This is a genomic window from Cellulomonas jepli (genome assembly GCF_047229345.1).
Classification (GTDB): domain Bacteria; phylum Actinomycetota; class Actinomycetes; order Actinomycetales; family Cellulomonadaceae; genus Cellulomonas_A.
Genome location: NZ_JBFTER010000067.1, coordinates 1 through 25048, shown reverse-complemented (window position 1 = coordinate 25048; position 25048 = coordinate 1). Strand labels below are relative to the sequence as shown.

Sequence of the window (25048 nt, the reverse complement as noted above, 5' to 3'; positions counted from 1 at the left end):
CGTGACCCGACTGCTCCTGGCCTCCGCCTCCCCGGCCCGCCGCGCGACGCTGGCCGTCGTGGCGCTCGCGGTCGCCGTGGGCTCCGCCGTCGCACCGCCCGAGCCCGCCGCCGCCGCGTTCACCGCCCGGACCTCGATGACGTCCACGTGGGCCGCCGCGATCCCCGCCCCGCTGACGGTCGGCCGCGCCGCGCCGTACGCGCTCATCGGGTCGAGCTCGGTGATGAACACCGGCCCGAGCAGCCAGGTCACCATCACCGGCAGCATCGCCACGAGCCCCGGGATCTTCGTCACCGGCTTCCCGTGGGGCACCAGCACGGACGTCGCGAACAGCGCCGCCCGCAACGCCAAGGCCGACGCCACCTCGCTCTGGACGGCGGCCAACCGGCGGCCCACCACCGCGACCCCGGCCGCCGTCCTGACCGGCACGCTCCGGCCCGGCACGCACCGGAGGACCGGCAGCCTCGCCGTCAGCGGGACCCTCACCCTCGACGCCCAAGGAGACCCCAGCGCCGTGTTCGTCCTCGCCGCCGACAGCATCACCGCCCGCGCGGGCAGCACCGTCCGGCTCACGGGCGGCGCGTCCGCCGCGAACGTCTACTGGGTCACGCCCGGCACCGTGAACCTGCTCACGGGCAGCACGGGCGCCGGCACGTACGTCGCGCAGGGGAACGTGACGATCGAGCGCGACACGACGCTCACCGGCCGGGCGATCTCGCTCGGCGGGTACGTCAGCCTGCTCCGCACCGACATCACGGTGCCGCGATGAGGCGCGCGCGGGGCCTGACCGCCGCCCTCGCCGCGGGCGCCGTCGGGGTGCTGGGCGCGTGCGCGCCGCAGGACCGCACCCCCGAGGTGCCCGTGTGCACCGTCCGGCCGGCCGCGGACCTCGCCCCCGAGCAGGGCGTCCTGTTCGGCGTGAACCTCGACTGGGACGCGCAGAGCCTCGCCGACTACACGCGCGACCTCGGGCGCCGCCCCGCGGTGGTGGTGTCGTTCACGTCCGTGCCGCTCGACGACGCCGACGTGCAGAACGTCACGTGGGCCGCCGACCAGGTGCGCGCGGAGGGCGGCATGCTGCTGCTCACGCTCGAGCCCGACCAGGGGCTCGCCGCCGTCACCCCGGACGTCGTCGACCGCCTCGCGGACCTGCTCGCGTCGTTCAACGAGTCCGGGGTCCCCGTGATCGTGCGGTTCGGGCACGAGATGAACGGCTCCTGGTACGCGTGGGGCCAGCAGCCCGAGGCGTACGTGCGCGCCTTCCGGGACGTCGCGGCCGCGCTCGACGAGCGTGCGCCCGGGACGGCCACGATGTGGGCGCCCAACTATGCGGGCGGCTACCCGTTCGTGGGCGGGGCGTTCGCCGCCCAGCCGGGGGCGCCCGGCACCGCGCTGCTCGACACGGACGGCGACGGCACCGTGACGGCCGCCGACGACGCCTACGCCCCGTACTACCCGGGGGACGACGTCGTGGACTGGGTCGGGATGTCGCTCTACCACTGGGGGTCCGCGCCGCCGTGGGGCGAGACGGAGATGCCGGAGCCCGGCAAGTTCGCCGCGCAGCTCACCGGCACCTACGACGGCCTGGCCGGCGACGAGACGTCGGCGCCGGACTTCTACCAGGTCTACGGCGTCGAGCACGGCAAGCCCGTGGCCATCCCGGAGACGGCCGCGCTCGTCGTGACCGACGACGTGCTGCCCTGGGCGCAGGGCCTCGCGGTCAAGCGGGCGTGGTGGCACCAGGTCCTCGCGCCCGACGTCGCGACACGGTTCCCGCAGCTGAAGATGGTGAACTGGTTCGAGTGGGACAAGCACGAGACGGAGATCGGCGCGCACGTCGACTGGACGGCCGCCGGTCATCCGGCGCTGCGCGACGCGTTCGTGGCCGACCTGCCCGAGGCGCTCGTCTTCGCGGACGAGCCGAGGCCGTGCGTCCCCGTGGGAGCGACCGCGACGACCGAGCCCTGACGGGGTGCGCGCGCGAGGTCATCCCCTGCGCGTGAGGTGACCCGGACCGGTGCCAAGGATCGTGGCCTCCAGTTCACCTCGGGGCTGGAGGCCGGCATGGGTGTGGTGGAGTACGACGCGGGATCGGCGTTCCCGGGCAGGATCGGGCGCACGGTGGAGGAGTCGTCCACGGCGTGGCCGGCTCCACGCCGGGCACCGGAGGGGTCACCGAACGTCCTGATCGTGGTGCTGGACGACGTCGGCTACGGACAGCTGAGCTGCTTCGGCGGGCTGGTGGAGACGCCCAGCATCGACCGGGTCGCCGCGTCGGGGCTGCGGTACGCGAACATGCACACGACCGCGCTCTGCTCGCCCAGCCGTGCCTGCATCCTGACGGGCCGCAACCACCACTCGAGCGGTGTCGCGGCGATCATGGAGATCGCCACCGGCTACCCCGGGTACGACGGCCGGATGCCCTTCGAGAACGGGATGCTGTCGGAGCACCTGCTGGAGGTCGGCTACAACACCTTCTGCGTCGGCAAGTGGCACCTGTCGCCCTCCGAGGACAACACCGCCGCCGGACCGTTCCACCGCTGGCCGCTCGGCCGGGGCTTCGAACGCTTCTACGGCTTCCTCGGCGGGGAGACGAACCAGTGGTACCCCGACCTCAACCAGGACAACGGCTCGATCCGCGTGACGCGCACCCCGGACGAGGGCTACCACCTGAGCGAGGACCTGGCCGACCAGGCCATCAAGCTCATCCAGGACGCGCACGTCAACGCCCCGGACAAGCCGTTCTTCACCTACTTCGCCCCGGGTGCCGCGCACGCGCCGCACCACGCCCCGAAGGAGTGGATCGAGCGGTACGCCGGCCGGTTCGACGAGGGCTGGGACGCCTACCGGGAGCAGGTGTTCGCCCGGCAGAAGGAGCTCGGCCTCTTCCCCCAGGACGCCCAGCTCTCGCGCCACGACCCGGACGTGCCGGAGTGGTCGTCGCTCACGGCCGACCAGCAGCGGCTCTACGCCCGGATGATGGAGGTCTTCGCCGCGTTCCTGTCGCACTTCGACGCCCAGCTCGGCCGGCTGCTGGACACGCTGGAGAAGCTCGGGGTGCTCGACGACACCCTGATCATGGTGACCTCGGACAACGGTGCCTCCGCCGAGGGCGGTGCGACCGGGTCGTTCAACGAGATGCTCTTCTTCAACATGGTCCCGGAGAGCCTGGACGAGAACCTGTCGCGCATCGACGAGCTCGGTGGCACGAAGGCCTACAACCACTACCCGTGGGGCTGGACCTGGGCCGGGAACACCCCGTTCCGCCGGTGGAAGCGCGAGGTGTACCGCGGCGGGGCGACGGACCCGTTCGTCGTGGCGTGGCCGGCCCGGATCGCCGCCCGCGGCGAGGTGCGGCACCAGTACGCCCACGCCATCGACCTGGCGCCCACGGTGCTCGACGCGATCGGGCTGACGCCGCCCGCCACGGTCCGCGGGGTCGTGCAGTCACCGCTGGAGGGCGTGAGCTTCGCCCACACCTTCGACGACGCTGCCGCCGAGACGAAGCACCACGTCCAGTACTTCGAGATGTTCGGCGAGCGGGCGATCGACTACGACGGCTGGCGCGCGGTCTGCGCCTGGCCCGGTCCGTCGTTCGCCGAGGCGGCGGAGCAGGGGCGCAAGTTCGCCGACCCCATCACGCGGCGCGACCTCGACCTCCTCGAGACGACCGGGTGGGAGCTGTACCACGTCGCCGACGACCCCGCCGAGACCGTCGACGTCGCGGCCGAGCACCCCGACAGGCTGCGCGAGCTCATCACGCTGTGGTGGTCGGAGGCCGGCAAGTACAAGGTGCTCCCGCTCGACGGGACGGTGCAGCAGCGCCTCGCCGCCGAGCGACCCCAGATCGGGCGACCGCGGAAGCAGTACGTCTACTACCCCGGTGGCGCGATCGTGCCCCCGTTCGCGACACCACCGATCTTCAACCGCCCGTACAGCATCGAGGCGGAGGTCGAGGTGCCCGCCGGCGGCGTCGAGGGGGTCCTCCTCGCGCAGGGCGGGGAGGCGGGCGGCTACGCCTTCTACGTGCTCGACGGACGGCCGCGGTTCTCGTACAACTACGTGGGGCTGGACCGGTTCGAGGTCGTCGGCCCGGACCCGCTGCCGCCGGGCAGGCACGCCGTCCGGTTCGAGTTCGAGCCCACCGGCAAGCCGGACATCCCGAGCGGGAAGGGCGTCCCGGGGCGCGGCGAGCTCTACGTGGACGGCACCCTGGTCGCCGCCACCGAGTTCCCCCACACCACGCCGCTGTTCTTCGAGATCGAGGGGCTCAGCTGCGGGTACGACTACGGCGCCCCGGCCGCCGACTACACGCCGCCGTTCACCTTCACCGGCACGCTGCACAAGGTCACCGTGGACCTGTCCGGCGAGCTCGTCGCCGATGACGAGGCGACGATCCGCCGGCTCCTCGCCCAGCAGTGACCCGACCGACGGAGGACGCCGCGACGAGCCCTCCCGTCGCGATCACCGGGCACCCCGCCGTCCGCCGGGCCCATCGCCCGGTCAACCTCGGCGGCCGGAGGACCCGGCGTAGAGGACGTCCGCGACCGTGATGTTGACCTCGACGGCGGTCAGGCCGAGGTGGGCGGCGACGGTCCGGGCGATGTGGGCGCGCAGGCGGGCGGCGGTGGTGGGGATGGGGGTGCCGAGCTCGACGGCGACGTGGATGTCGATGACGACGTGGGAGCCGGCGACACCGACGTCGGTCGCGGACTCGCCCGCGGGGCCGGCGATCGTGGCCTGGTCGGCGCGCGCGCGGGCGTGGCCGTGGCCGTGGCCCAGAGCGAGCGCGACGCCGGGGAGCTCCTCGGCCGCCAGACGTGCGACGGCGCCGATGACCCGGGCCCCGATGCGGGTGTGCCCGTGCTCGGCCGGGACGTCCGCGTACCAGGTGTGGCGCGCGAGCTCGCGGATGTGCGTCATGACGGCGGTCAGGACCGAGTCCGGGGCGCGGACGTCCTCGGCGGCCAGCTCGTGCAGCGGCTCCCAGGTGGCCGCGAGATCGGCGAGGGCGGCGCGGCAGTGGGGGCAGGTCGCCTGGTGGCGGGGGTCGGGGGGTGGCGTGCGGTCGGCGACCTGGGCGAGCAGGTCGTCGTAGCGGGCACCGCAGGGCAGGCGCGGGTCGTCCGTGGTCCTCACCTCCACTCCTGCAGGCGGTCGGTCAGCGCGCGTCGTGCGCGGTGGACGCGGACCTTCGCGGCTGTCTCGCTGATCCCGAGGACGCGCCCGACCTCGGCGTGGGTCGACGACCCGAACGTGTACAGCACGAGCGCGGCACGCAGGTCGAACGGCAGGGCCTGCAGCGCCGCCGTGGTGGCCAGTCGCCGGTGCTCGGCCTGCACCACCGTATCCGGGCCGGGCCCGCCGCTGACCGGGTCGCGGTCGAGCAGCGGCGTCGTGGGCTTCGCGCCGCGACGCAGGTTGTGGCACCGGTTGATCACGATCCGGACGAGCCAGGTCCCGAACCCGGCCTCACCGCGGAAGCCGCCGAGGGACCGCCACGCCTGCAGCAGGGCGTCCTGCACGACGTCCTGGGCGTCCAGGGGATCCCCGGTCATGCGCAGCGCGACGGCGAAGGCGCGGTCCTGGTGCAGGCGGACCAGGACCTCGAACGCGCTGTCGTCCCCCGCCCTGGCCTGCGCGAGGAGGGCGGCCTGCCAGCCCGCGTCGGCGTCGGGCGTGCTCACGCGGACACTCCCGGCCACGACCACATCGTCTGTAACCCTTCGGGCGAACCGGTGTCTAAGGGATGAAGGTCACCGTAGCCAGGGTGCCGTACCGGTGCTCGGCGGGGTGGCCGAGCTGCCGACCCGAGGGAGACCCGTGACATGAGCACCCCTACCAGCGCATCAAGCGTGACGACGAGCCGCGGTGGCGCGCTCGCCGCACCGGAAGGCCTGCAGACACCGCAGGGGCGCACGACGATCGCCGACGGCGTCGTGCAGAAGATCGCCGGGCTGGCGGCCCGTGAGGTCGCCGGCGTGCACGCGCTCGGCGGCGGGACCGCCCGCGCGCTCGGGTCGCTGCGCGAGCGCATCCCGGGCGCCTCGCAGTCGACCGGGCAGGGCGTGGCGGTCGAGGTCGGGGAGACCCAGGCCGCGATCGACCTGGACATGGTCACCGAGTACGGCGTCTCCATCGCCGACGTCGCCCGGGCGGTGCGCCGCAACGTCATCGACACCGTCGAGGGCATGACCGGGCTCCAGGTCACCGAGGTCAACGTCTCGGTGAACGACATCCACCTGCCCACCGACGACGCGCAGGATGCCCCGGAGCCGGCGCGAGTCCAGTGACCCACCCCACCCCTCCCCCCGGCCGTGCCGTCGTGGCGGTCGCCGGCACCGAGGCGGACGCCGTCGCCGCCGCGGTCCTGGCCTGCCCCGCCGTGGTCGGCCTGCGAGCCGGCGGTGGGCTGGTCGCGACCTACCTGCCCGGCCGGCGGGTGGAGGGGGTGCGGATCGGCCCGGACGCGGTCGAGGTCTCGGTCGTCGCGCGCCTGGGCGTGCCGGTCCGGACCCTGGACGCGCAGGTCAGGGCGGCGCTCGCGCCCCACGCGCGGGGGCGGGCGGTGCACCTGCACGTCGAGGACGTCGTCGACCTCGTCGCGGCCCCCGCCCCGGACCCGGCCTCGCCGGCAGCCGCGGGGGTGTGACCGCGATGCCGCCGCCGGCTGCACGACCCGGGCGCTCACGTGCGGACGCCGCCGCACGCCGGGAGCGCCGCGCGGTGCTGCGCGCGCACCACCCGGATCTCGGCGGCGACCCGGCCGAGCTGGTCCACCGGCTCGCGGCCCTCTCCCCGGCCGACCACAGCTCGCGGCCCGTCGTCGTACGCCGCCCGCGCGGGCTGCGGGGCCTCGTGGCGTGGTGGCGGGAGCGGCGACGACGCCGCACCCGCGCACCGCGCGTGCACTGACGTGCCCGACCTCGTCCCTCACTTCTCGGAGGTAGTCATGCCCCCCACCATCGTGGGCCTGTTCACCGGACTGCTCCTCGGCCTCGCCTGGGTGATCGGCGGGTTCGACGCCTTCGTCGGCACCGCCGTCCTGGGCGTGGTCGGGTTCGTCATCGGCAAGGTCGTCGCCGGGCAGATCGACCTCACCCCGTACCTCGGCGGCGCCGGCCGCGGTCCCCGATGACGATCACGCACGCGGCTCCCGCGGCACCGGGCCTCGCCGCGGCCGAGGAGCGCGGCACGCTGACGGTCAGCGACCGGGTCGTCGAGCGGGTCGCCGCCTACGCCGTCGTCTCGGTCGACGCCGCGGCCGCCGCCCCGCGCAAGATGCTGGGGTTCACGGTGGGCCAGGCCGACGCCGACGACGAGGCCCGCGTGCGCGCCGACGTCCGGGGCAGCACCGCGACGATCGAGGCGACGCTCGCGGTGCGGTGGCCCGAGTCCGTGCGCGACGTCGCCGAGCAGGCCCGACGCGCCATCCGCGACGAGGTGCAGCGCATCACCGACGTGCGGGTGGACCACATCGACCTCGACGTCGTGAGCCTGTCCGTGCCGACCGCCTCCCGACCCCGGGTCCGGTGAGCACCGTGCCCGTCGTCCTGCGCGTCGTGTCGACGATCCTGGCCCTCGCCCTGCTGCTGGCCGGGCTGGTCGGAGCCGTCGAGATCGTCCTCGCCCTGCTCGGCCGCCCGCCCTGGCTGGTGCCCCACGAGGACTGGAGCGCCTGGCTCACGGAGCAGACGTGGGTCACCGGCGCCGTCCGCGCCGCCCTCGCCTCCCTCGCCGTCCTCGGCCTCGTGCTCCTCGTCCTGGCCCTGCGCCGAGGTCGGCCCGGCACGCTCGTCCTGCCGCCGCGACCCGGGCAGACGCCCCCCGGCGTGCGGGTGCGGGCCTCCCGACGCGGCACCGAGGCCTGGCTGACCGCGGCCGCCCGCCGCACCAGCGGCGTCAGTGCCGCCCGGGTCCGGCTCACCCGCCGCCGCGCCGACGTCCGGGTGCGGACCGCCACCCGGGGGCAGGACGACCTGCCGCGTGACGTCGCCGGCGTCATCGGCGACCGCCTCGCGCAGCTCGGCCTCGACCAGGTCCGTCCCCGCGTCGCCGTGACCCGCAAGGAGACCCGATGAGCACCGGCGTCGACCGCATCAACCGCGGGGTGCTCGCCCTGCTCGGGCTCCTGCTCCTCGCCGCCGGGGCCGCCGGCCTGGCCCTGAGCCTGGGCGGCTTCGGCACCGGCCTCGTCGACTCCCCGGTCGTGCCCGGAACCGTCCGGGCGTTCGCCGCCGAAACCCCCTGGTTCTGGTGGGCCGCCGCCGCGGTCTGCCTCGTGATCGCGCTGCTCGCGCTGCGGTGGCTCCTCGTGCAGCTGCGCACCAGCACCGTGAGCCGCCTGGACCTCACCACCGACCCCCGCGACGGCATCACCACCCTGCACACCGGCGCCCTGACCGCGGCCGTGGAGGACGCCGCGACCGCCGTCCGCGGGGTCCACCGGGCCAACGCCCGCCTGCACGACCAGCACGGGGAACGTCTCCACCTCGCCGTCGACCTCACCGAGCACGCCGACATCGCCGACGTCCGCGCCGAGCTCGAGACCCGGCTCGTCCCCGACCTGCGCCGGGCCGCCGGCGCCGACCTGCCCGTCGACATCGAGCTCCACCCCGGGCGTGCCCGGTCCTCGACCCGCGCGCTGCAGTGACCGGGCGCCGGCTCGTCCGATACGGGTGAGCCGGTGCGCGCGCGTGCGGTGCACGTTCGTGGCCGGAAGCGCTGCGGGACAGCTCGCCGCGCCGGACCACGCGGCGGCTCCCGGCGGGGCCGCGCTCGGGCACGTGGTCCTGACAGGGGGAGGCTTCATGGCGGACGGGCGGCTCGCAGAGCTGGCGACGACGGCGTACCTGTACGGGTTCCCGCTGGTGTTCAACCTCGACCAGGTGCAGCGGTACGCGACGACGGGCATCGGGTCGGTCCCGGCGGCGGCGTACAACACCTTCGGTCACGCGCGTGAACTCGCCGGACCGGCGGACACGTTCGTGACGATCAACAACGACACCGTCTACTCGATGGCCCAGATCGACCTCGGCGTGGGCCCGGTGCTGCTGACCGTGCCGGACACCGACGACCGGTACTACGTGCTGCAGCTCGTGGACGCCTGGACGAACAACTTCGCCTACGTCGGCAAGCGCGCCACCGGGACGGGCGCCGGTCGGTTCCTGCTGGTCCCTCCCGGGTGGGACGGCGAGCAGGACGGCGCGGCGACGGTGATCCGCTTCCCGACCCGGGTCGCGTCGATCGTCGGACGCTGGGCGGTCGCCGGGCCGGACGACCTGCCGGCCGTGCACGCGCTGCAGGACGCCACGACGCTCACCCCCGTCGGCGACCCGGACGCCGTCGCCGGAGGCCTGCCGCAGACGACGTCCACCGGCGACGAGGCGCTCGACTTCTGGGAGCGGTACCGGGCCTGGTCGCAGGCGTTCCCGCCGGCGGAACGGGACGCCGCTCTCCAGGAGAGCTTCGCCGTGCTGGGACTGACGACCGCCACGACGGTCGGTGACCTGGACGACGTCGCTCGTGCGGTGCTCGTGCAGGGGTACGCCGCCGGGCAGGCCGCACTCGGCGAGGCGCTGCGCTCGGGCCCCAGCCCGCAGGTCAACGGCTGGCACCTGACGCTGCACGCCTTCGACTACAACCTCGACTTCTTCGAGGTCGGGACCCTGGACGACCCCCGGTGGAAGCTGACCGACCCCCGGGTACGCATCCCGGAGCGGGCGGCTGCCGCTTTCGGCGGCCTGTGGGGCAACCACGGGTACGAGGCGGCCTACTTCATGGTCTACGTCGACGCCGACGGGGAGCAGCTCGACGGTGCGAACGCCTGCACGCTGCGCCTGTCACCCACCCCACCGGTCGGCGCGTTCTGGTCGCTGACGATGTACGACGTCCCGAGCTACTTCCTGGTCGAGAACCCGATCGGCCGGTACTCGGTCGGGGACCGCACCCCCGGGCTGATCACCGACCCCGACGGCGGCGTCACGATCGTGATGAGCCACGACCGTCCCGACGCGCCGGTGAACTGGCTGCCCGCGCCCGCCGGGCCGTTCCGCCCGATCCTGCGCATGTACACCCCCGGGCAGGACGTGATCGACGGGACCTACGAGGTGCCCGCGATCCACCGCGCACGCTGACGCGCCACCGAGCCCACCGGGTGCCGGCGAGCCGCGCCACGGGCGCCGGACCGGGACGGGGTCCCGGGGCATCACCGCGCCGAAGGGACCGGGAAGGTCCCCGTCGCTCTCGGATCGATTCGACCGGCGGCGCGGCGTGCGCGACGATGGGCGTCCACCGGCCCGAAGGAGTCCCCGTGTCCCGCATCCTCGTCACCGGCTCGAGCGACGGCATCGGCCTCGAGACCGCCCGCCAGCTCCTCGCCGCAGGGCACGACGTCGTCGGCCACGCCCGCAACGCCGAGCGGGCCGCCGAGCTGCGCGCCGCCGAGCCGCGCCTGGCCGACGTCGTCGTCGGCGACCTGGCCTCGCTCGCCGAGACGCGTGCGCTCGCCGAGGCCGCGACCGCCGCCGGGCCGTTCGACGCCGTGATCCACAACGCCGGCATCGGCGGCGGCGTGCCCGAGCGCACCGTCACCGCGGACGGCCTCGAGCGGATCTTCCACGTCAACACCGTCGCCCCGTACCTGCTCACGGCGCTCATGCCGCGGCCGCAGCGGCTCGTCTACCTGACGTCGGGGCTCGAGTCGCAGGGCCGCACGCACCTCGACGACCTGCAGTTCGAGGCCCGCCCGTGGGACGGGATGCAGGCGTACTCGGACTCCAAGCTGCTCGACGTGACGCTCGCGTTCGCGGTCGCGCGCCTGTGGCCGGACGTGCTCGTCACGACGGTCGACCCGGGCTGGATCAAGACGAAGCTCGGTGGCCCGGACGCCTGGGACGAGGTCGACGAGGGCGCCGCGACGCAGGTGTGGCTCGCGACGTCCGACGACGACGCCGCACGGGTCACCGGGGAGTACGTCAAGCGCCACGAGATCCAGGTCGCCAACCCCGAGGCGTCGGACGTCGAGCTGCAGGAGGGTCTGCTGGCCCGCCTCGCAGAGCTCACCGGGGTCGCGCTGCCGCGCTGAGGCGACGGTCGGCACTTCCCCGCGCGAGCGGGCGCGGGCACCGCGGGCGCGGCTCAGCGCAGGACGTCGCCCGGGACGGCGGCCGCGACCGGCGCCGTCGGCCCCACCGCCGGGCTCCCGGTGCGCTGCGTCGGGAGCCCCGGCGCGGCGTCGGGCACCGAGGTCTCGACCGGTGCGAGCGCGTCCGCCGGGCCGGGCCGCCCGAAGTACCAGCCCTGCGCGAGGTCCACGTGCAGGCCGCGCAGGGTGTCGACGTCCGCGGACGTCTCGACCCCCTCGGCGACGACGGTCGTGCCGTTGCCGTGCGCGAAGTCGACGAGCGCGCCGACGAGCGTCGACAGCACCGGGTCGGCGGACACCCCGTCGACGATGCTGCGGTCGAGCTTGATGACGTCCGGGGCGCACAGCACGATGTGCCGCAGCGAGGAGAAGCCCGCGCCGACGTCGTCGATCGCGAGGCGCATCCCGGCGGCGCGCGGACCCGCCAGGACCCGGCGCAGGGTGTCGTAGTCGTCGACCGGGTCGTGCTCCGACAGCTCGAGCAGCACGCGCGGTGCCGGCAGCCGCGCGAGCAGCTCCGCGCACCCGGGCGTCACGAGGGTCTGCGGCGAGACGTTCATCGCGACGTACCCGCCGACCGCGTCGAGGTGCGCCGCCGCGAGCTCGAGCGCCTGCAGCTCGAGCCGGTGCCCGAGGTCGACGCTGTGCGCCTGCTCGAACACGACGTCGGGCGTCAGCCCCCACTCGGCGGGGAACCGGCTGAGCGCCTCGGCGCCCACGCGGCGGCCCGACGCCAGGTCGACGATCGGCTGGAGCAGGACCGTCGGCCCCGCGCCGTCGAGCACGGGCCCGATCCGCGCGGTGATCTCGTCGCGCCGACCCCGCTCGACGACCCCGGGCTCGATGATGACCGCGGCCGCGGACGCCAGCACCCCGAGCAGCGCCTTGTCGCGGACGGTGAGCCCCTTGTCGGTCGTGAGGCCCGCCGCGCAGAACGTGCCGTAGAAGCTCCCGTCGCTCAGCGTCACGGGCACCGAGACGTAGCTGCGCAGCCGCGGGAACTTCGCCGCGGGAAGCGTCATCGCGAGCGGGTGCGCGCGCACGTCCGGGATGACCGCGGGCAGCCGGCCGTCGAGGATGTGCTGGCAGAACGTCGTCTCCTGCTTCAGCCTCGCGCCCTCGGGGAACAGGAACGGGATCGAGGAGTCGACGACCTCGAGGTGCTGGGTCTCGCCGTCCATGCGCGTGAGGAACGCGACGCTGAGGCCGATCGCCTCCTTGGCGGTGCGCAGCAGCTCGGCCACCTGCTGCTCGGCCTCCGACCGCGTCCTGCCCATGCCACCGGCTCCCGTCGTGGGCGCACGTCGCCCGGGGTGCTCATCGGCGGGCGGGCGGGAGTCGTGAGCCGTCGGGCCGGCGATGACGCCCGACGGGACGCCGTGCGGCGGCGAGCGCCCTCTGGGCCGAACGGGTGTCCGTCCCGCCGCAGCCTCGCGCGCGGGCGCCGCCGGGTCGCACCATCGGGGGACGACTCGAGCTCGGGGGGCAACCGTGGACAGTGGAATTCGTCGTGCAGCCAGCGCATGGGTGGCGGCCGCCGCCGCGGTCGTGCTCGCGGGGGTCCTGGCGCCACCCGCAGCGGCCGCCCCGCCGTGGATCGAGACGTGCAGCGAGCTCGCGGTCGACGGCAGGATCACGGACACGGTGATCCTCACGGACTTCTGGGTCGACGTGGACTGCGACCTGACCGACGTGCACGTCAAGGGCTGGGTCGAGGTCTCCCCCGGCGTCTCGCTGACCGCCGAGCGCCTCGTCGTGGAGCGGTCGCTCGCGGTCGCGGGCGACACGAGCCTCGTCGCGTCGGCGGTCCGCGGGTCCGTCGACCTCCGCCCGTCCGGGACGCCCTACGCCTTCTCGGCCGAGACGCTCACCGTGCGGGGCGACGTCGTGGGCTCCGCGGACACGGTGAGCCTCCGGTACGCACGCATCGACGGTGGGTACGACGTGGCGACGAGCACGCTCGTGCGCCTGCAGTCCAGCACCGTGACCCGGGACGTGATCGCGCGCGGCGGGAGGCTCGTCGTCCACGACACGACGTTCCTCGACTCGTTCGAGTCGGTCGGCAACGGTGACGTGCTCGTCTGCCGGGTCTCGGTCGCCGGGAACCTGCACGTCACGGGTCTCACGGACTACGCACGCCTCGGCGTCGAGGGCACGCTGCGCTGCCGGTCGCAGGTGCACGGGTCCGTCGTGCTCGAGGACAACCCGCACTCGGTCGACCTCGGGCCGCTCGAGATCGACGGCGACCTCGTGTGCTTCGGCAACACCGGGCCGCGCGGGATCACCGGGCTGCACCTCGCCCAGCCCGAGGGCAGCCGCATCGGTCAGTGCCGGATCTGAGCCACGACGCCTGACGTGCGGCCGAGGGGAGCCGACGCGAGGTCCCGGCCGTCCGGGCCGGCCGGTCGCCGCCGTCCTGGCCCGACGGTGCCGGTCGCGACCCGGGCGCCCGGGCCGCGACCGGCCGTGCGTCAGCGCGCCGTGCAGGTCACGGTCGTCGCCGCCGACCCACCCGTGCCCTGGAACCCGACGTCGACCGCACTGCCCGCCGCGAGGCGCGCGTTCCACGCCGCGGGGCCGAGCGTCAGCGGGCGCTCGGTCAGCACCTGCGTGCTCCAGCTGTGCACGACGCCGCCCGACGGGAGGTCGACCGTGACCGTCCAGCCCTCGATCGCCTGGGTACCGGCCGTGACGCGCACCGACGTGACGAAGCCGCCCGCCCAGGTGCTGGTCACGACGTAGGACGCGGAGCACGTGCGGCCCGGGGTCGTCGGGCTCGTCGGCGCCGGTGTGCTCCCCGGGCGCGGGGTCGCGGTGGGCGTGGCCGTCGGGCGCGGGGTCGCGGTGGGCGTGGCCGTCGGGCGCGGGGTCGCGGTGGGGGTCGACGTCGGGCGTGGGGTCGCCGTCGGTGCCGGGGTCGCGGTCGCGGTCGGCACCGGGGTGGGCGTGGCCGTCGGTGTCGGGGCCGGCGGCGTCGTCGCCCCCGTGATCGCGAGCTCCGCGCTCGGGAAGCGCCCGTGCGGGCGGTTCACGTCCCGCTCCCCCGGGCCGCCGTCGCAGCGCCGGTCCGGGTCGAACATGAGGTAGGTGCCCGAGGTGCACGTCCCGGTCGGCTCGGCGTCGCCGCCGACGACCGCCGTCCCGCCGATGCTGACCCCGCCCTGGATCAGCGCCGAGTCCTTCACGACCGCGCTGCCGCTGACCGTCGCGCCGTCGTTGACCCACGCGAGGCCCTCGATGCGGGCGTTGCCGCTCACGGTCGCGCGGCCGTAGACCGCGGCGTTCGGCCCGACGTAGGCGGTCGGAGCGACCGTCGCGCGCGCGTCGACCCAGCCGCCGCCGTTGGGGTGCCAGCGACCGCCGCCGGGCGCCGTGCCCCGCGTGAACCCGGGCTCGTGCCCCGACGGCAGGGCGCCGTCGAGCCGCACCTCGAACGGGTAGCGGTGGTTCTCGGGGTAGCCGTCGAGGAACCCGTGCTTCGGCACGGCGCTCGGCGTCCCGGCGACGACGAGGTACACCTGCTCGCCCGCACGCGTCTGGAACGACGCCTCGGTGTCGGTGCCCTGCGTGACCGGGCCGTACCGCGCGACGCCGTTCGTCACGCCGACGAACCCGTAGCTCCACCCCGAGCCGGCCGCCGGGTCGACGTGGCCCTTGAGGTGCACGCGCACGAGCGCGCCGGGCGCCGACGGGACGAGCCGGATCTTGGTGTAGCCGAACGCGCCGGGGGCGATCCCGTCGGGCACCGCGAAGTGCTGCTGCGCGGCGTCGACGGCCTCGAGCTGCACGACGCTCTGCGGGACGACGAACGGGTAGAGGCGGTTCAGGTGCGGCTGGACGTCGGCCTTGTTGGCGTGGTCGAACGTCACGTTGCGCATCGCGTACTGCGCGATCTCGGCGTTCAGCTGGTCCTGCGTGAGGCCCGCGATGCGGCGGTACGTCTCGAGCGGGTGCTCGGTGCTGCGCGCCTCGTTCCAGATCCGGTTGAAGAACGCGAGGCCGCGGCGCTCCTTGATGGTCTGGAGCAGCATCCACGCGCCGTAGTGGTGCCGGCTCGACGAGTACGGCAGGTTCTCGGTGCGCACGAACCGCGTCAGGTCGCCCGCAGCGACGCCGGGCAGGGCCTGCATCGCCATGAACTCGGCGCTGGCCTCCCAGAACGTGCCCGCCGACGGGTGCGTGAACCCGACGCCCGAGCGGCCGAGGAACGTGTAGTTCTGCATCACGTGCGCGAGCTCGTGCACGAGCCCCCACGAGCCGGGCTGCGCGGCGCCGGGCGCGAGGTTGATGACGCCGACGCGGCCGTCGGTCGAGCCGCCGGTCGCCCAGGCGTCGAGCCCGGGGTTGCTCGACCACGTCGTCGTGATGATGACGATGATCTTGTGCTGGGCGAGGAGCCCGGTCTCGGGCGTGAACCGCATCTCGTCGACGAAGAACGCGTACGCGTCCTCGAGCTCGCGCAGGACCTGCGCGGGGTCGAACCGGTACTGCGCCGGTGCCGTCGTCGGCGTCGTCCCGGCGTGCTCCCCCCAGAGCACGACGAAGTTCTCCGACTCGGCCTTCCGGTTGTCGGCCCACGCGACCTCGCCGGTGGTGCGCCAGCGCTCGGGGATCCAGACGGTCTTGTCCGCGGCGTGCGCGGGAGTGGCGGGGAGGGCCGCGAGGAACGGCGCGAGCAGCAGCGCGAGCGCGAGCAGCACGGCCGCCGGTCTCGAGGGTCGGGCGGGTCGGACGGACGTCATGTCATCTCCGTGGTCGGGGGCCCAGGCCCGGAGACGCTGACACGGCGCACGAGCGACCCGCCAGGGAATGAATCGTTACAAGATTCTCACGCGCGCAGAAGCGGGCGCCCCCCGGGGTCGGTGTGCGCGCGGCCCTGTCGGTCGAGGCGTATATCTGTTAGACATATCTCCCAGAGACAAGGAGACCCGTGCGCAGCAGCCAGACCCGCACCGCCGTCCTCGGCGCCCTGAGCATCGAGCCCATGACGGGCTACGCGGTCCGTGAGGCCATCCGGGAGACGCTCGGGCACTTCTGGAGCGAGAGCTTCGGGCAGATCTACCCCACGCTCGCCGAGCTCGAGCGCGACAGCCTCGTCGAGCGGCGGGGTGGGGCGCGGACGGGCTCGTCGGCGTTCGCGCTCACGCCCGCGGGCCGCACCGCGCTGCGCGCGCTGCTCGCCGAGCCCCCGCAGCCCGGCGCACCGCGCAACGGCGTCCTGCTCCGGCTGTTCTTCGGGCGGACGCTCGGCCCCGAGGCGTGCGCCGCCCTGGTGCGCGACGCCCGCGACCGGGCGGAGCAGCAGCTCACGGCCCTCGCCGCCGCCCGCGCCGACCACGACCACGTCGAGCACGCCGAGGACAGCCCGTACTGGCTGCTCACGATCACGGCGGGCGAGCACGCGGCCCGCGCGACGCTCGCCTGGGCCGACGAGGCGCTCACGACCCTGGATGCGCTCACCGCGCGAGAGGTCGGGACGGCGCCCTCCGACGACTGAGCACGCGCCCCGCACCGCCGGTTCGCGTGCACCTCCCGGGCCGGGCACGACCCGCACCGCACCGCGCATCCCCGCGCGGCACCTCCCTCGCCGACCACGCCCGTCCCCGCACCACGCGTCGGCCCCGTCCGCACCCACCCACGCACACCTCGGGAGCCCCGATGCCCACGACCACCGGCTCCGCCACCCGCACCGCCACGGGCGCCGACCCGTCGACCGCACGACCTCGCGACCGTCGCCTCGCGGTCGCGGCAGCGTCGGGCTTCGCGCTCGTGACCGCGTTCCAGGTCGCCCTCGCCGCCGGAGCCCCGCTCGGCGCCGCCGCCTGGAGCGGGGCCCACCCGGGCCGCCTGCCCGACGAGCTCCGCGTCGCGAGCAGCGTCTCGGCCGTCGTCTGGCTGCTCGCGGCGCTCGTGGTGCTCGCACGCGGCGGTGTCGGCGTGGCGCTCCCTGCCCGCGTCGGTCGCACCGGTGTCCGCGCGCTCGTCGGGCTGCTCGGGCTCGGCGCGGTCATGAACGCCGCCTCGTCGAGCCCCTGGGAGCGGTACGGCTGGGCGCCGTTCGTCGTCGTCCTGCTCGTGCTGTGCGTCCTGCTCGCCCGCCGCGGACCGCAGGACGCCGCGCCGCGCTGACCGCCCCGGCCGGACGCGCACAAGACCGAGGGCCCGGCAGCTGGTGGGGGAACCAGCTGCCGAGCCCCCGGCGCCGAGCGGGACCGACTACCGCAGCCCGTTGGACAGCGCGCTGATCAGCTCGCCGTTCGCGGTGTCACCCGACAGCTCCCAGAAGAAGGTGCCGCCGAGGCCCTTGCTCTTGGCCCACGACATCTTGCTCGCGAGCGTCTGCGGGGTGTCGTAGCTCCACCACTCGCTGCCGCACTTGGCGTACGCCGTGCCGCCGACCGTGCCCGTCGCGGGGCAGCGGTTCTTGAGGACCTTGTAGTCCTCGATGCCGGCCTCGTAGGTGCCGGGCGCGGCACCGGTCGCCGAGCCACCGGGCGTCGCCTGCGAGACGCCGGTCCAGCCGCGGCCGTAGAAGCCGACGCCGAGCAGGAGCTTGCTGGCCGGGATGCCCTTGCCGATGAGCTTGTCGACGGCGGCCTCGGAGTTGAAGCCCTGCTGCGGGATGCCCGCGTAGGACGTCAGCGGCGAGTGCGGCGCCGTCGGACCCGTCGGGTTGAACGCCCCGAAGTAGTCGTACGTCATCGGCATGAGCCAGTCGAGCTTCTGCGTGGCCGTCGCGTAGTCCGTCGCGTCGATCTTGCCGCCGTTGCTGCCGTCGGCCGTGATCGCCGCCGTCACGAGGGCGCCGTTGCCGAACTTGGTGCGCAGCGCGCTGACGACCTTGTCGAACGCCTGCGGGCCGCTCGTGTCGCAGGTGAGGCCGCACGCGTTGGGGTACTCCCAGTCGACGTCGATGCCGTCGAACACGTCGGCCCAGCGCGGGTCCTCGACCAGGTTGTAGCAGGACTCCGCGAACGCGGCGGGGTTCTGCGCGGCCTGCGTGAAGCCGCCGGACCAGGTCCAGCCGCCGAACGACCAGACGACCTTGAGGCCCGGGTGCATGGCCTTGAGCTTGCGGAGCTGGTTGAAGTTGCCGCGCAGCGGCTGGTCCCACGTGTCGGCGACGCCGTCGACGCTGTCGGCCGCGGTGTAGGCCTTGTCGTAGTCGGCGTAGGAGTCACCGATCGAGCAGCGCCCGCCGGTCGTGTTGCCGAACGCGTAGACGATGTGGGTCAGCTTGTCGGCCGAGCCGCTCGTCTGGATGTTCTTCACGTGGTAGTTGCGGCCGTAGACGCCCCACTCGGTGAAGTAGCCGACGACCTTCTTGCCGGCCGGGCCGGGCGGCGGGGTCGTCGTCGTGGGGGTCGGCTTCGGGGTGGTCGTGGTGGTCGGCGTGGGCGTGGGCGTCGCCGGCGGGGGCGTCACCGTCCCGCCGGTGCACGTCGCGCCGTTGACGGTGCACGCGGTGGGGGCCTTGTGCCCGCCGGTCGCGACGTAGCCCCACGTGAGGGAGGCACCGGGCGCGAGGGCGCCGGCCCAGCTCTTCGACTTCGCGGTGTAGCGGTTGCCGTTGCGCGTGACGTCGGCGTCCCACGAGCTGCTGATCGTCGTGCCGGCCGGGAGGTCGAACTCGACGGTGAACGGGGCAGCGGCGGTGCTGCTGTTGGTGACCTTGACGTTGACCTGGTGGCCGGTGCCCCAGTCGCCCGCGGACGTGAAGGTCGCGGTGAAGGACCCGGCGGCGTTGGCGGGCGCGGCCGGGAGGGCCGCGACGAAGGTGACGAGCAGGCCGGCCAGGGCGGCCAGCGCGACGGCGACGCGCGTGCGGGGCGCAGCGAGGGCCGTCTGGTGGTGCGGTGCGAGCGATCTGTGCCCCGCGGCGGCGCGGTGAGTGAAGCCCATCGTTCCAGTCCCCTGTCCTCTCGGCCTCTCGGCCTGATATGTAAGGATGGTGTACTAATGGATCGATTCCGACAGTAGCCGTCGGCTGTTCACCCGGTCAACGGTTGACTTACAGACCGGTCGTGCGGCATTCGCGTGCGCGCCCACCCGCGCCCGGCACGGCTCCGCAGGACCACTCGTCCGGGTGGCGGGCCGATCCACCCCTCGACGCGCGCGGACCTGCCGGCGTCGCCAGACTGGGCGCACCAGCACCGATCGAAGGGGTCGCCCATGCGCTCGACCATCGTCACGCTGTCCCTCGCCGGGGCCCTCGTCCTGACCGGCTGCACCGCCGCGGACGAGAGCGCCGACCCCGTTGCCGAGCGCTCCGGACCCGAGACGCTCGCGCCCGAGGACCTCGGCGAGGACGTCGTCGACCTCGCGGGCGTCCAGGACCAGATCGACGACCTGAGCGCCGGGCTCGACGACGCCGAGGCGGACGCCCGCGCCGAGGCGGAGGCCGCGCTCGAGCAGGCGCAGTCCGCGCTCGACGAGGCCGAGACCGCGCGGGAGAGCGACGACCAGGCCGTGCGCGACGAGGCCGTCGCGTCGGTCGAGGACGCGAGCGAGGCGCTGCAGGCAGCGCGCGAGGACGCGGCCGACGCGTTCGGTCGCGCGCTCGACACGCTCGACGCCGACCTGCGCCGGCTCGCCGAGGAGCTGCGCCAGGCCCCCGCCTGACCTCGGACCGGCCCTCGGGGACGGGTGGCCCCGCTCTCGACGCGCGCGCAGGGCTCCGGACCTCTACCTTTCGCGGATGACCTCGCGCCGCACGGACGCCCGCGACGCCGAGGCCCCGCACCACCCCGGCCGCACGCACCGCCTGCTGCGCGCCGCGGGCTTCGCGGCGGCGCTCGGGCTGCCCGTCGCCGCGCTCGCGTTCGTCGTGCGCACCGAGTCCTCACCCGTCGTCGCGTTCGACGAGGCCGTGATCGCCGCGGCGACGGACCTGACCCGGGAGAACCCCGGGCTGCGCAGCGTGCTGCTCGCGTGGCAGGAGGCGTTCCGCGGCGTGTGGGTCAACCCCCTCGTCGCGCTCCTGTGCCTGTGGGCCTGGCGACGGCACGGCCTGCGCACGCGCGCGACGTGGGCGTTCGTCACGCTGCTCGTCGCCTGGGGGCTCGCGCAGGTCATGAAGCAGGTCGTGGCCCGCGCCCGGCCCGTCGTCGAGGACGCCGTGACGCACGCGGACGGCTTCAGCTTCCCGTCCGGCCACGCCACGAACACCGCGGCGGCCGGCCTCACCGTGACGCTGCTCGTCTGGCCGCTGCTCGGCCCCCGCGGGCGCGTCGTGGTCCCCGCCGTCGCCGCCGCGCTCGTCATCCTCACCGCCGCCGACCGCGTGCTGCTCGGCGTGCACTACCCGTCCGACGTCGTCGCGGGGGTGCTGTTCGGCACCGCGATGGTCGGCGCCTCCTACCTCGGCTACGTCGGCCGCGCCCCGCACCTCCCCCAGCAGGACGCCCCGCCCACCCCCGACGACAGGCAGGCCCACCCGTGAGCTTCGTCCACCGGTACGCGCAGGACACGTCGCGACCGACCCTGAGCAGCGCCGGGGGCGACCTCGCCCGCCGCGCCCTCGCCCCCGCCGTCGGGCTGTGGGCGGTCATCGTCGGGCTCGGGACGCTCATCCGGGGGCCGCTCGACGACCTGCCCGCCGAGGACACGCTCAACGCGGAGCTCGCCGCGGACCGCACCCCGGTGATGGACCAGCTCACCGCGCTCTGGTCGAACATCGGAGCGACCCTGTTCATCATCACGACGTGCCTGCTCGTGATCGCACTGGTGTGGTGGCGCACCAAGGAGTGGTGGCTCGCCGTCGTCCCCGGGATCGCGGTGTCCGTGCAGGCGGCGGTGTTCGTCACCGCCGCCGCGGTCGTCGGCCGCGAGCGCCCGTCGGTCGAGAAGCTCGACGAGGCTCCCCCGACGTCGAGCTTCCCCAGCGGTCACGTCGGGGCGTCGACCGCGTTCTACCTCACGCTCGCGCTGCTCAGCCGCCGGATCACCGACCCGACGCTGCGGTGGCTCGCGACCGCGGTCTGCCTGCTCGTGCCCGTGCTCGTCGCGTACGCGCGGCTCTACCGCGGCATGCACCACCTGACGGACGTGCTCGTCGGGATCCTCAACGGCGTCGTCTGTGCCGGCCTCGCGTGGCACTACCTGCGCCGGCGCGAGCGCCGGACGTCCCCGGGCCGCGCCAGCCGCGCGGTCGCCTCGCGCTGACCGCCCACGGGGGCCGGAGTCGATTCGTCCCCTTCCCTCCCGGGAATACCTGTGCGTACGTTGTGAACCGCGCCGACGCGGCTTCCTCCTCGGACGAACCGCGGGGTCAGCAGACCCGGGCTCGCCGAACTCCTCTGGAGGTCCCACCCGTGACAGCACGTCGTACCCTCGCCGCGCTCACAGCGGCCAGCGCCCTGCTCGTCGGCGGCGCGATCGCGGCACCCGCCTCGGCGCACGGCAACCCGAACACCCCCGAACGCTTCGCGGAGAAGGTCACCACGAAGGCGGTCATGCGCCACCTGCAGGCCCTGCAGTACGTCGCCGACCGCAACGACGGCAACCGCGCCGCCCTGACCCCCGGGTACGAGGCGAGCGCCCAGTACGTCGAGCGCACCCTCAAGCGGGCCGGGTACAAGACGGAGCGCGACTACTTCACGTTCGACCTCGACGTGGTCGACGCCGAGGTCCTGCTGCAGAACACGCCCGAGGCGGCGAGCTTCGTCGTCGACCAGATGGAGTTCTCGTCGAGCACGCCCGACACCGGGCTGACGGCGGACCTGTCCGCGCCGACCGCCGACCCGCTCGGCTGCGACGCCGCCGCCTGGGAGGGCGTCGACCCCGCCGGCAAGATCGCGCTCGTGAGCCGCGGCACCTGCCCGTTCGGCGTGAAGGCGCTCGTCGCGCAGGAGGCCGGCGCGGTCGGGATCGTCATCTACAACAACGTCGCCGAGACGGAGCTGTTCGGCACGCTCGGCGAGGACAGCGGCGTCACGATCCCGTCCGCCGGTACGACGCTCGAGACCGGCCAGGCCCTGCTCGAGGACCTCGCGACCAGCTACCCGGTCAACGTCACGCTCGACATCCGCAGCCACGTCGAGGAGGCCGAGAGCTTCAACGTGCTCGCCGAGACCCAGCGCGGGCGCGACGACAACGTCGTGATGCTCGGCGCGCACCTCGACAGCGTCGAGGACGGCCCCGGCATCAACGACAACGGCACCGGCTCCGCGGCGCTGCTCGAGGTCGCGGTCCAGCTCGCCAAGTCGAAGAAGCACAACAACACGGTGCGGTTCGCGTGGTGGGGCGCCGAGGAGCTCGGGCTCATCGGCTCGACGGAGTACGTCGAGGAGCTCGCGACGCAGGAGGGCGAGCTCGACCGCATCGCGACGTACCTCAACTTCGACATGGTCGGCTCGCCGAACTACGTCATCGGCGTGTACGACGCCGACGAGTCGACGTACGAGGCGCCCGTCGAGGTCCCGGCCGGCTCGATCGAGACCGAGGACGTCTTCACGGACTACTTCGACAGCATCGGGCAGGCCTGGGTCGACACCGAGTTCTCCGGCCGGTCCGACTACCAGGCGTTCATCGTCAACGGCATCCCGGCCTCGGGGCTGTTCACCGGCGCCGACGACATCAAGACCGCCGAGGAGGTCGCGCTGTTCGGCGGCACCGAGGGCATCCAGCAGGACCCGAACTACCACACGCCCGAGGACGACATCACGAACGTCGACACCACGGCGCTCGGGATCATGACCAAGGCGATCGCCTACGCGACGTACTCGCTCGCGCAGGACACGTCGGCGATCAACGGCGTCTCCGGCCCGGGCACCGGCCACGGCTACCCCGGCCACCCGGGCCACCCGGGCAAGGGCCGTCACGGCGGCACGCTCGCGCCGCAGGGGACGCAGGAGGGCTGGGAGCGCGCCGCCTGACGCGTCGCTCGGACCGCACGACCAGCAGGGCCGACGGGTTCCGACCCGTCGGCCCTGCCGTGTTCCCGGGGTCCCCGGGTGCGGGCTCAGGCCCCGGCCGGCGTGGCCGGCGTCCGCGGGAACAGCCGGGCGAGGACGTCGGCGAGGGTGATCACCCCGCGCAGGGTCCCGTCGCCCTCGACCACCACGGCGAGGTGGCTGCGGGTCTCGCGCATCGACGTCAGCGCGGCGTACACGGGCGTGCCCGCCTCGAGCGGGAGCACGGGCCGCATCAGCTCGCGCACGGGCCGGTCGGCGGGCTCGACGAGGGTGTCGCGCACGTGGACGACCCCCTGCGCCGAACCGGGACCGCCGACGAGGACGCGCAGGTGGCCGGAGGTCCGGGTGGCCTCCTGGACGTCCGCGGCGGTCGCAGTGACCGGCACGGCCGTCGGCCGCGAGCCGGCGCCGAGCAGGTCCTGGACGGTCAGGTCCTGGAGCTCGAGGGCGCCGGAGAGCTGGGCGAAGTACGCCGGCTCGAGCGCCCCCACGTTCGCGGAGTGCTCGAGGAGGTGACGCAGGTCGTCGGGGTTCTGCCCGGCGGCGACCTGGGCGGCGGGCTCGACGCCCACCATGACCAGGCACCGGTTGGCGACGTCGTTCAGGGCGACGAGCAGCGGGCGGGTGACCCACATGAACGCGCGCATCGGGATCGCCAGCACGGTCGCGGACGTCTCCGGGTGGGCGATGGCCCAGGACTTGGGCGCCATCTCCCCGACGACGAGGTGCAGGAACGTGACGACCAGCAGGGCCAGGACGAACCCGGCGGCGTCGGCCAGCCAGAGCGCCAGACCCCAGGTCTCGAAGACCGGCGTGAGCCAGTGGTGCACGGCCGGCTTGGTGATCGCCCCGAGGGCCAGGGTGCACGCGGTGATCCCGAGCTGGGAGCCGGCGAGCAGCACGGTCAGCTCGGTCGAGCTGCGCAGCGCCGCGCGTGCGGACCGGCTGGTGGGGGCGGCGTCCTCGAGCCGGTGCCGCTTGGCGGCGAGCAGCGCGAACTCGACGGCGACGAAGAAGGCGCTCAGCGCGATCAGGGCGACCGTGACGCCGGTGACGATCCAGGGGTCGCTCATCGTCCGGTCTCCTCGGCGTGCGCGTCGGTCGGGGCGGGGGGCTCGGCGGGGACGGTGACACGCACGAGGGCAGGCACGCGGCGCTCGAGCTCGAGCACGTCGACGCGCATCCACACCGGTGCCGGCTCGTCGGCGTGGGCCAGGTCGGCGGGGTCGGGGGGCAGCTCGACGTGCACGACGTCACCGGCCTCGGGCAGCGACCCGCGGTGGGCGATCACCAGGCCGGCGATGGTCTCGTAGCCGTCGCGCGGCAGGTCGCGCCCGACGGCGCGCTCGACCTCGTCGATGTGCACGTCCCCGGCCATGACCCAGATCCCGTCGTCCGCGACCGGGGCGAGCGTCGGGGTCGCTGGGTCGTGCTCGTCGGTGATCTCCCCGACGAGCTCTTCCGCGAGGTCCTCCAGGGTCAGCACCCCGGCGAAGCCGCCGTACTCGTCGATCACGCACGCCATCCGGTTCCTCGACCGGGTCAGCTCACGCAGCGCGTCGGGCAGCGTCATGGACGCCGCGAGCACCAGCGGGGACCGCATGAACCCCGAGGCGGGCGTCTCGTCCCCCTCGGCCCCGGCGAGCACGTCGTCGAGGTGCACGACGCCGACGACCTGCTCGTCGTCCGTCAGGACCGGGTACCGGGAGTGACCGGTGGCCATCCGGGCACGGACCTCCGCCAGAGTCTCGGTGGCGTCGACGACGTCGACGTGGGCACGGGGGATCATCGCGTGCTCGACGTCGCGGCGCGGGAAGTCGATGATCCGGTCCAGGAGCACCGACAGCTCCGCCGGGAGGTCACCGCTGTCGCGGGACTCCTCGACGATGTGCTCGAGGTCCCGCACCGTCGCGGAGTGCTCGACGTCGTGAACCGGCTCGATGCGCAGCGCGCGCAGCAGGAGGTTCGACGCGGCGTCGAACACCCG

General features: G+C 74.3%; 25 protein-coding genes. 18 read left to right on the top strand and 7 right to left on the bottom strand.

Features of this window, described 5'->3' with window-relative positions:
* The 3 genes from AB6N24_RS15315 to AB6N24_RS15305 form a co-directional block, all read left to right on the top strand.
* A partial coding sequence (locus AB6N24_RS15315) for an ice-binding family protein (protein ID WP_412870251.1) occupies positions 1-769 on the top strand: 769 nt, incomplete at its 5' end.
* Positions 766-1968 carry a glycoside hydrolase family 26 protein gene (locus tag AB6N24_RS15310; RefSeq protein ID WP_412870250.1) on the top strand — a complete coding sequence of 401 codons (1203 nt, stop codon included), beginning with the start codon at positions 766-768 and terminating at the stop codon, positions 1966-1968. The genes AB6N24_RS15315 and AB6N24_RS15310, both read left to right, overlap by 4 nt.
* A 96-nt stretch (positions 1969-2064) precedes the next feature.
* Positions 2065-4422: a sulfatase-like hydrolase/transferase gene (locus tag AB6N24_RS15305; RefSeq protein WP_412870249.1), complete on the top strand. Its 2358-nt coding sequence runs from the start codon at positions 2065-2067 to the stop codon at positions 4420-4422.
* 81 nt (positions 4423-4503) lie between these two features.
* Here the strand turns inward: AB6N24_RS15305 and AB6N24_RS15300 are convergent, their stop codons facing one another.
* Positions 4504-5139: an Asp23/Gls24 family envelope stress response protein gene (locus AB6N24_RS15300; RefSeq protein ID WP_412870248.1), complete on the bottom strand. Its 636-nt coding sequence runs from the start codon at positions 5137-5139 to the stop codon at positions 4504-4506.
* On the bottom strand, positions 5136-5687 hold the full coding sequence (locus tag AB6N24_RS15295; RefSeq protein ID WP_412870247.1) for an RNA polymerase sigma factor: 552 nt from the start codon (positions 5685-5687) through the stop codon (positions 5136-5138). Before AB6N24_RS15295 ends, AB6N24_RS15300 begins: the two co-directional genes overlap by 4 nt.
* Before the next feature lie 141 nt (positions 5688-5828).
* Between AB6N24_RS15295 and AB6N24_RS15290 the strand changes: the two genes are divergently transcribed.
* From AB6N24_RS15290 to AB6N24_RS15255, 8 genes are all read left to right on the top strand, one after another.
* Positions 5829-6293 (top strand): Asp23/Gls24 family envelope stress response protein, encoded by a 465-nt coding sequence (locus AB6N24_RS15290; protein ID WP_412870246.1) that lies wholly within the window; start codon positions 5829-5831, stop codon positions 6291-6293.
* A 32-nt stretch (positions 6294-6325) separates the two neighbouring features.
* Positions 6326-6652, top strand: a complete 327-nt coding sequence (locus AB6N24_RS15285; RefSeq protein ID WP_412870245.1) for a hypothetical protein — start codon at positions 6326-6328, stop codon at positions 6650-6652.
* Between the two features lie 300 nt (positions 6653-6952).
* Complete coding sequence (locus AB6N24_RS15280; protein WP_412870244.1) at positions 6953-7138, top strand: hypothetical protein; 186 nt, start codon at positions 6953-6955, stop codon at positions 7136-7138.
* Positions 7135-7536, top strand: coding sequence for an Asp23/Gls24 family envelope stress response protein (locus AB6N24_RS15275; RefSeq protein ID WP_412870243.1), 402 nt, complete (start codon positions 7135-7137; stop codon positions 7534-7536). The genes AB6N24_RS15280 and AB6N24_RS15275 overlap by 4 nt, the downstream gene beginning before the upstream one ends.
* On the top strand, positions 7533-8081 hold the full coding sequence (locus tag AB6N24_RS15270) for a DUF6286 domain-containing protein (protein WP_412870242.1): 549 nt from the start codon (positions 7533-7535) through the stop codon (positions 8079-8081). The genes AB6N24_RS15275 and AB6N24_RS15270 overlap by 4 nt, the downstream gene beginning before the upstream one ends.
* Complete coding sequence (gene amaP / locus AB6N24_RS15265; RefSeq protein ID WP_412870241.1) at positions 8078-8653, top strand: alkaline shock response membrane anchor protein AmaP; 576 nt, start codon at positions 8078-8080, stop codon at positions 8651-8653. The genes AB6N24_RS15270 and amaP overlap by 4 nt, the downstream gene beginning before the upstream one ends.
* Before the next feature lie 58 nt (positions 8654-8711).
* Complete coding sequence (locus AB6N24_RS15260) at positions 8712-10136, top strand: DUF1254 domain-containing protein (protein ID WP_412870240.1); 1425 nt, start codon at positions 8712-8714, stop codon at positions 10134-10136.
* Between the two features lie 176 nt (positions 10137-10312).
* A complete protein-coding gene (locus AB6N24_RS15255) occupies positions 10313-11086 on the top strand; it encodes an SDR family NAD(P)-dependent oxidoreductase (protein ID WP_412870239.1) in 774 nt (257 codons plus the stop codon).
* Positions 11087-11139: 53 nt separating this feature from the next.
* Here AB6N24_RS15255 and AB6N24_RS15250 read toward each other — a convergent pair whose 3' ends face one another.
* Positions 11140-12423 (bottom strand): sensor domain-containing phosphodiesterase, encoded by a 1284-nt coding sequence (locus AB6N24_RS15250; RefSeq protein ID WP_412870238.1) that lies wholly within the window; start codon positions 12421-12423, stop codon positions 11140-11142.
* A gap of 250 nt (positions 12424-12673) precedes the next feature.
* Between AB6N24_RS15250 and AB6N24_RS15245 the strand changes: the two genes are divergently transcribed.
* Positions 12674-13486, top strand: coding sequence for a hypothetical protein (locus AB6N24_RS15245; protein ID WP_412870237.1), 813 nt, complete (start codon positions 12674-12676; stop codon positions 13484-13486).
* Positions 13487-13617: 131 nt separating this feature from the next.
* On the opposite strand, the gene AB6N24_RS15240 is transcribed toward AB6N24_RS15245, so the two are convergent.
* A complete protein-coding gene (locus tag AB6N24_RS15240; protein WP_412870236.1) occupies positions 13618-15888 on the bottom strand; it encodes a DUF6055 domain-containing protein in 2271 nt (756 codons plus the stop codon).
* 188 nt (positions 15889-16076) lie between these two features.
* On the opposite strand from AB6N24_RS15240, the gene AB6N24_RS15235 reads away from it, so the two are divergent.
* Positions 16077-16643 (top strand): PadR family transcriptional regulator, encoded by a 567-nt coding sequence (locus tag AB6N24_RS15235; RefSeq protein WP_412870235.1) that lies wholly within the window; start codon positions 16077-16079, stop codon positions 16641-16643.
* Between the two features lie 161 nt (positions 16644-16804).
* Positions 16805-17275, top strand: a complete 471-nt coding sequence (locus AB6N24_RS15230; RefSeq protein WP_412870234.1) for a hypothetical protein — start codon at positions 16805-16807, stop codon at positions 17273-17275.
* A gap of 87 nt (positions 17276-17362) precedes the next feature.
* On the opposite strand, the gene AB6N24_RS15225 is transcribed toward AB6N24_RS15230, so the two are convergent.
* A complete protein-coding gene (locus tag AB6N24_RS15225) occupies positions 17363-19048 on the bottom strand; it encodes a glycosyl hydrolase family 18 protein (RefSeq protein WP_412870233.1) in 1686 nt (561 codons plus the stop codon).
* 270 nt (positions 19049-19318) lie between these two features.
* Here AB6N24_RS15225 and AB6N24_RS15220 point away from each other — a divergent pair, with 270 nt between their 5' ends.
* From AB6N24_RS15220 to AB6N24_RS15205, 4 genes are all read left to right on the top strand, one after another.
* On the top strand, positions 19319-19768 hold the full coding sequence (locus AB6N24_RS15220; protein ID WP_412870232.1) for a hypothetical protein: 450 nt from the start codon (positions 19319-19321) through the stop codon (positions 19766-19768).
* Between the two features lie 76 nt (positions 19769-19844).
* Positions 19845-20588 carry a phosphatase PAP2 family protein gene (locus tag AB6N24_RS15215; protein ID WP_412870231.1) on the top strand — a complete coding sequence of 248 codons (744 nt, stop codon included), beginning with the start codon at positions 19845-19847 and terminating at the stop codon, positions 20586-20588.
* Positions 20585-21310 carry a phosphatase PAP2 family protein gene (locus AB6N24_RS15210; RefSeq protein WP_412870230.1) on the top strand — a complete coding sequence of 242 codons (726 nt, stop codon included), beginning with the start codon at positions 20585-20587 and terminating at the stop codon, positions 21308-21310. Before AB6N24_RS15215 ends, AB6N24_RS15210 begins: the two co-directional genes overlap by 4 nt.
* A gap of 149 nt (positions 21311-21459) precedes the next feature.
* Positions 21460-23022, top strand: coding sequence for a M20/M25/M40 family metallo-hydrolase (locus tag AB6N24_RS15205; RefSeq protein ID WP_412870229.1), 1563 nt, complete (start codon positions 21460-21462; stop codon positions 23020-23022).
* Between the two features lie 86 nt (positions 23023-23108).
* Here the strand turns inward: AB6N24_RS15205 and AB6N24_RS15200 are convergent, their stop codons facing one another.
* Together AB6N24_RS15200 and AB6N24_RS15195 are read right to left on the bottom strand one after the other, a co-directional pair.
* Complete coding sequence (locus tag AB6N24_RS15200) at positions 23109-24134, bottom strand: hemolysin family protein (protein WP_412870228.1); 1026 nt, start codon at positions 24132-24134, stop codon at positions 23109-23111.
* A partial coding sequence (locus AB6N24_RS15195) for a hemolysin family protein (RefSeq protein WP_412870227.1) occupies positions 24131-25048 on the bottom strand: 918 nt, incomplete at its 5' end. The genes AB6N24_RS15195 and AB6N24_RS15200, both read right to left, overlap by 4 nt.

Excerpts from the sequence above, each read along its gene's own strand:
- AB6N24_RS15240 (WP_412870236.1), bottom strand. The coding sequence starts at position 15,888 with ATGACGTCCGTCCGACCCGCCCGACCCTCGAGACCGGCGGCCGTGCTG.
- AB6N24_RS15280 (WP_412870244.1), top strand. The coding sequence starts at position 6,953 with ATGCCCCCCACCATCGTGGGCCTGTTCACCGGACTGCTCCTCGGCCTC.
- AB6N24_RS15200 (WP_412870228.1), bottom strand. The coding sequence starts at position 24,134 with ATGAGCGACCCCTGGATCGTCACCGGCGTCACGGTCGCCCTGATCGCG.
- AB6N24_RS15220 (WP_412870232.1), top strand. The coding sequence starts at position 19,319 with ATGCGCTCGACCATCGTCACGCTGTCCCTCGCCGGGGCCCTCGTCCTG.
- AB6N24_RS15230 (WP_412870234.1), top strand. The coding sequence starts at position 16,805 with ATGCCCACGACCACCGGCTCCGCCACCCGCACCGCCACGGGCGCCGAC.
- amaP (WP_412870241.1), top strand. The coding sequence starts at position 8,078 with ATGAGCACCGGCGTCGACCGCATCAACCGCGGGGTGCTCGCCCTGCTC.
- AB6N24_RS15225 (WP_412870233.1), bottom strand. The coding sequence starts at position 19,048 with ATGGGCTTCACTCACCGCGCCGCCGCGGGGCACAGATCGCTCGCACCG.
- AB6N24_RS15215 (WP_412870231.1), top strand. The coding sequence starts at position 19,845 with ATGACCTCGCGCCGCACGGACGCCCGCGACGCCGAGGCCCCGCACCAC.
- AB6N24_RS15250 (WP_412870238.1), bottom strand. The coding sequence starts at position 12,423 with ATGGGCAGGACGCGGTCGGAGGCCGAGCAGCAGGTGGCCGAGCTGCTG.
- AB6N24_RS15290 (WP_412870246.1), top strand. The coding sequence starts at position 5,829 with ATGAGCACCCCTACCAGCGCATCAAGCGTGACGACGAGCCGCGGTGGC.
- AB6N24_RS15305 (WP_412870249.1), top strand. The coding sequence starts at position 2,065 with ATGGGTGTGGTGGAGTACGACGCGGGATCGGCGTTCCCGGGCAGGATC.
- AB6N24_RS15310 (WP_412870250.1), top strand. The coding sequence starts at position 766 with ATGAGGCGCGCGCGGGGCCTGACCGCCGCCCTCGCCGCGGGCGCCGTC.
- AB6N24_RS15275 (WP_412870243.1), top strand. The coding sequence starts at position 7,135 with ATGACGATCACGCACGCGGCTCCCGCGGCACCGGGCCTCGCCGCGGCC.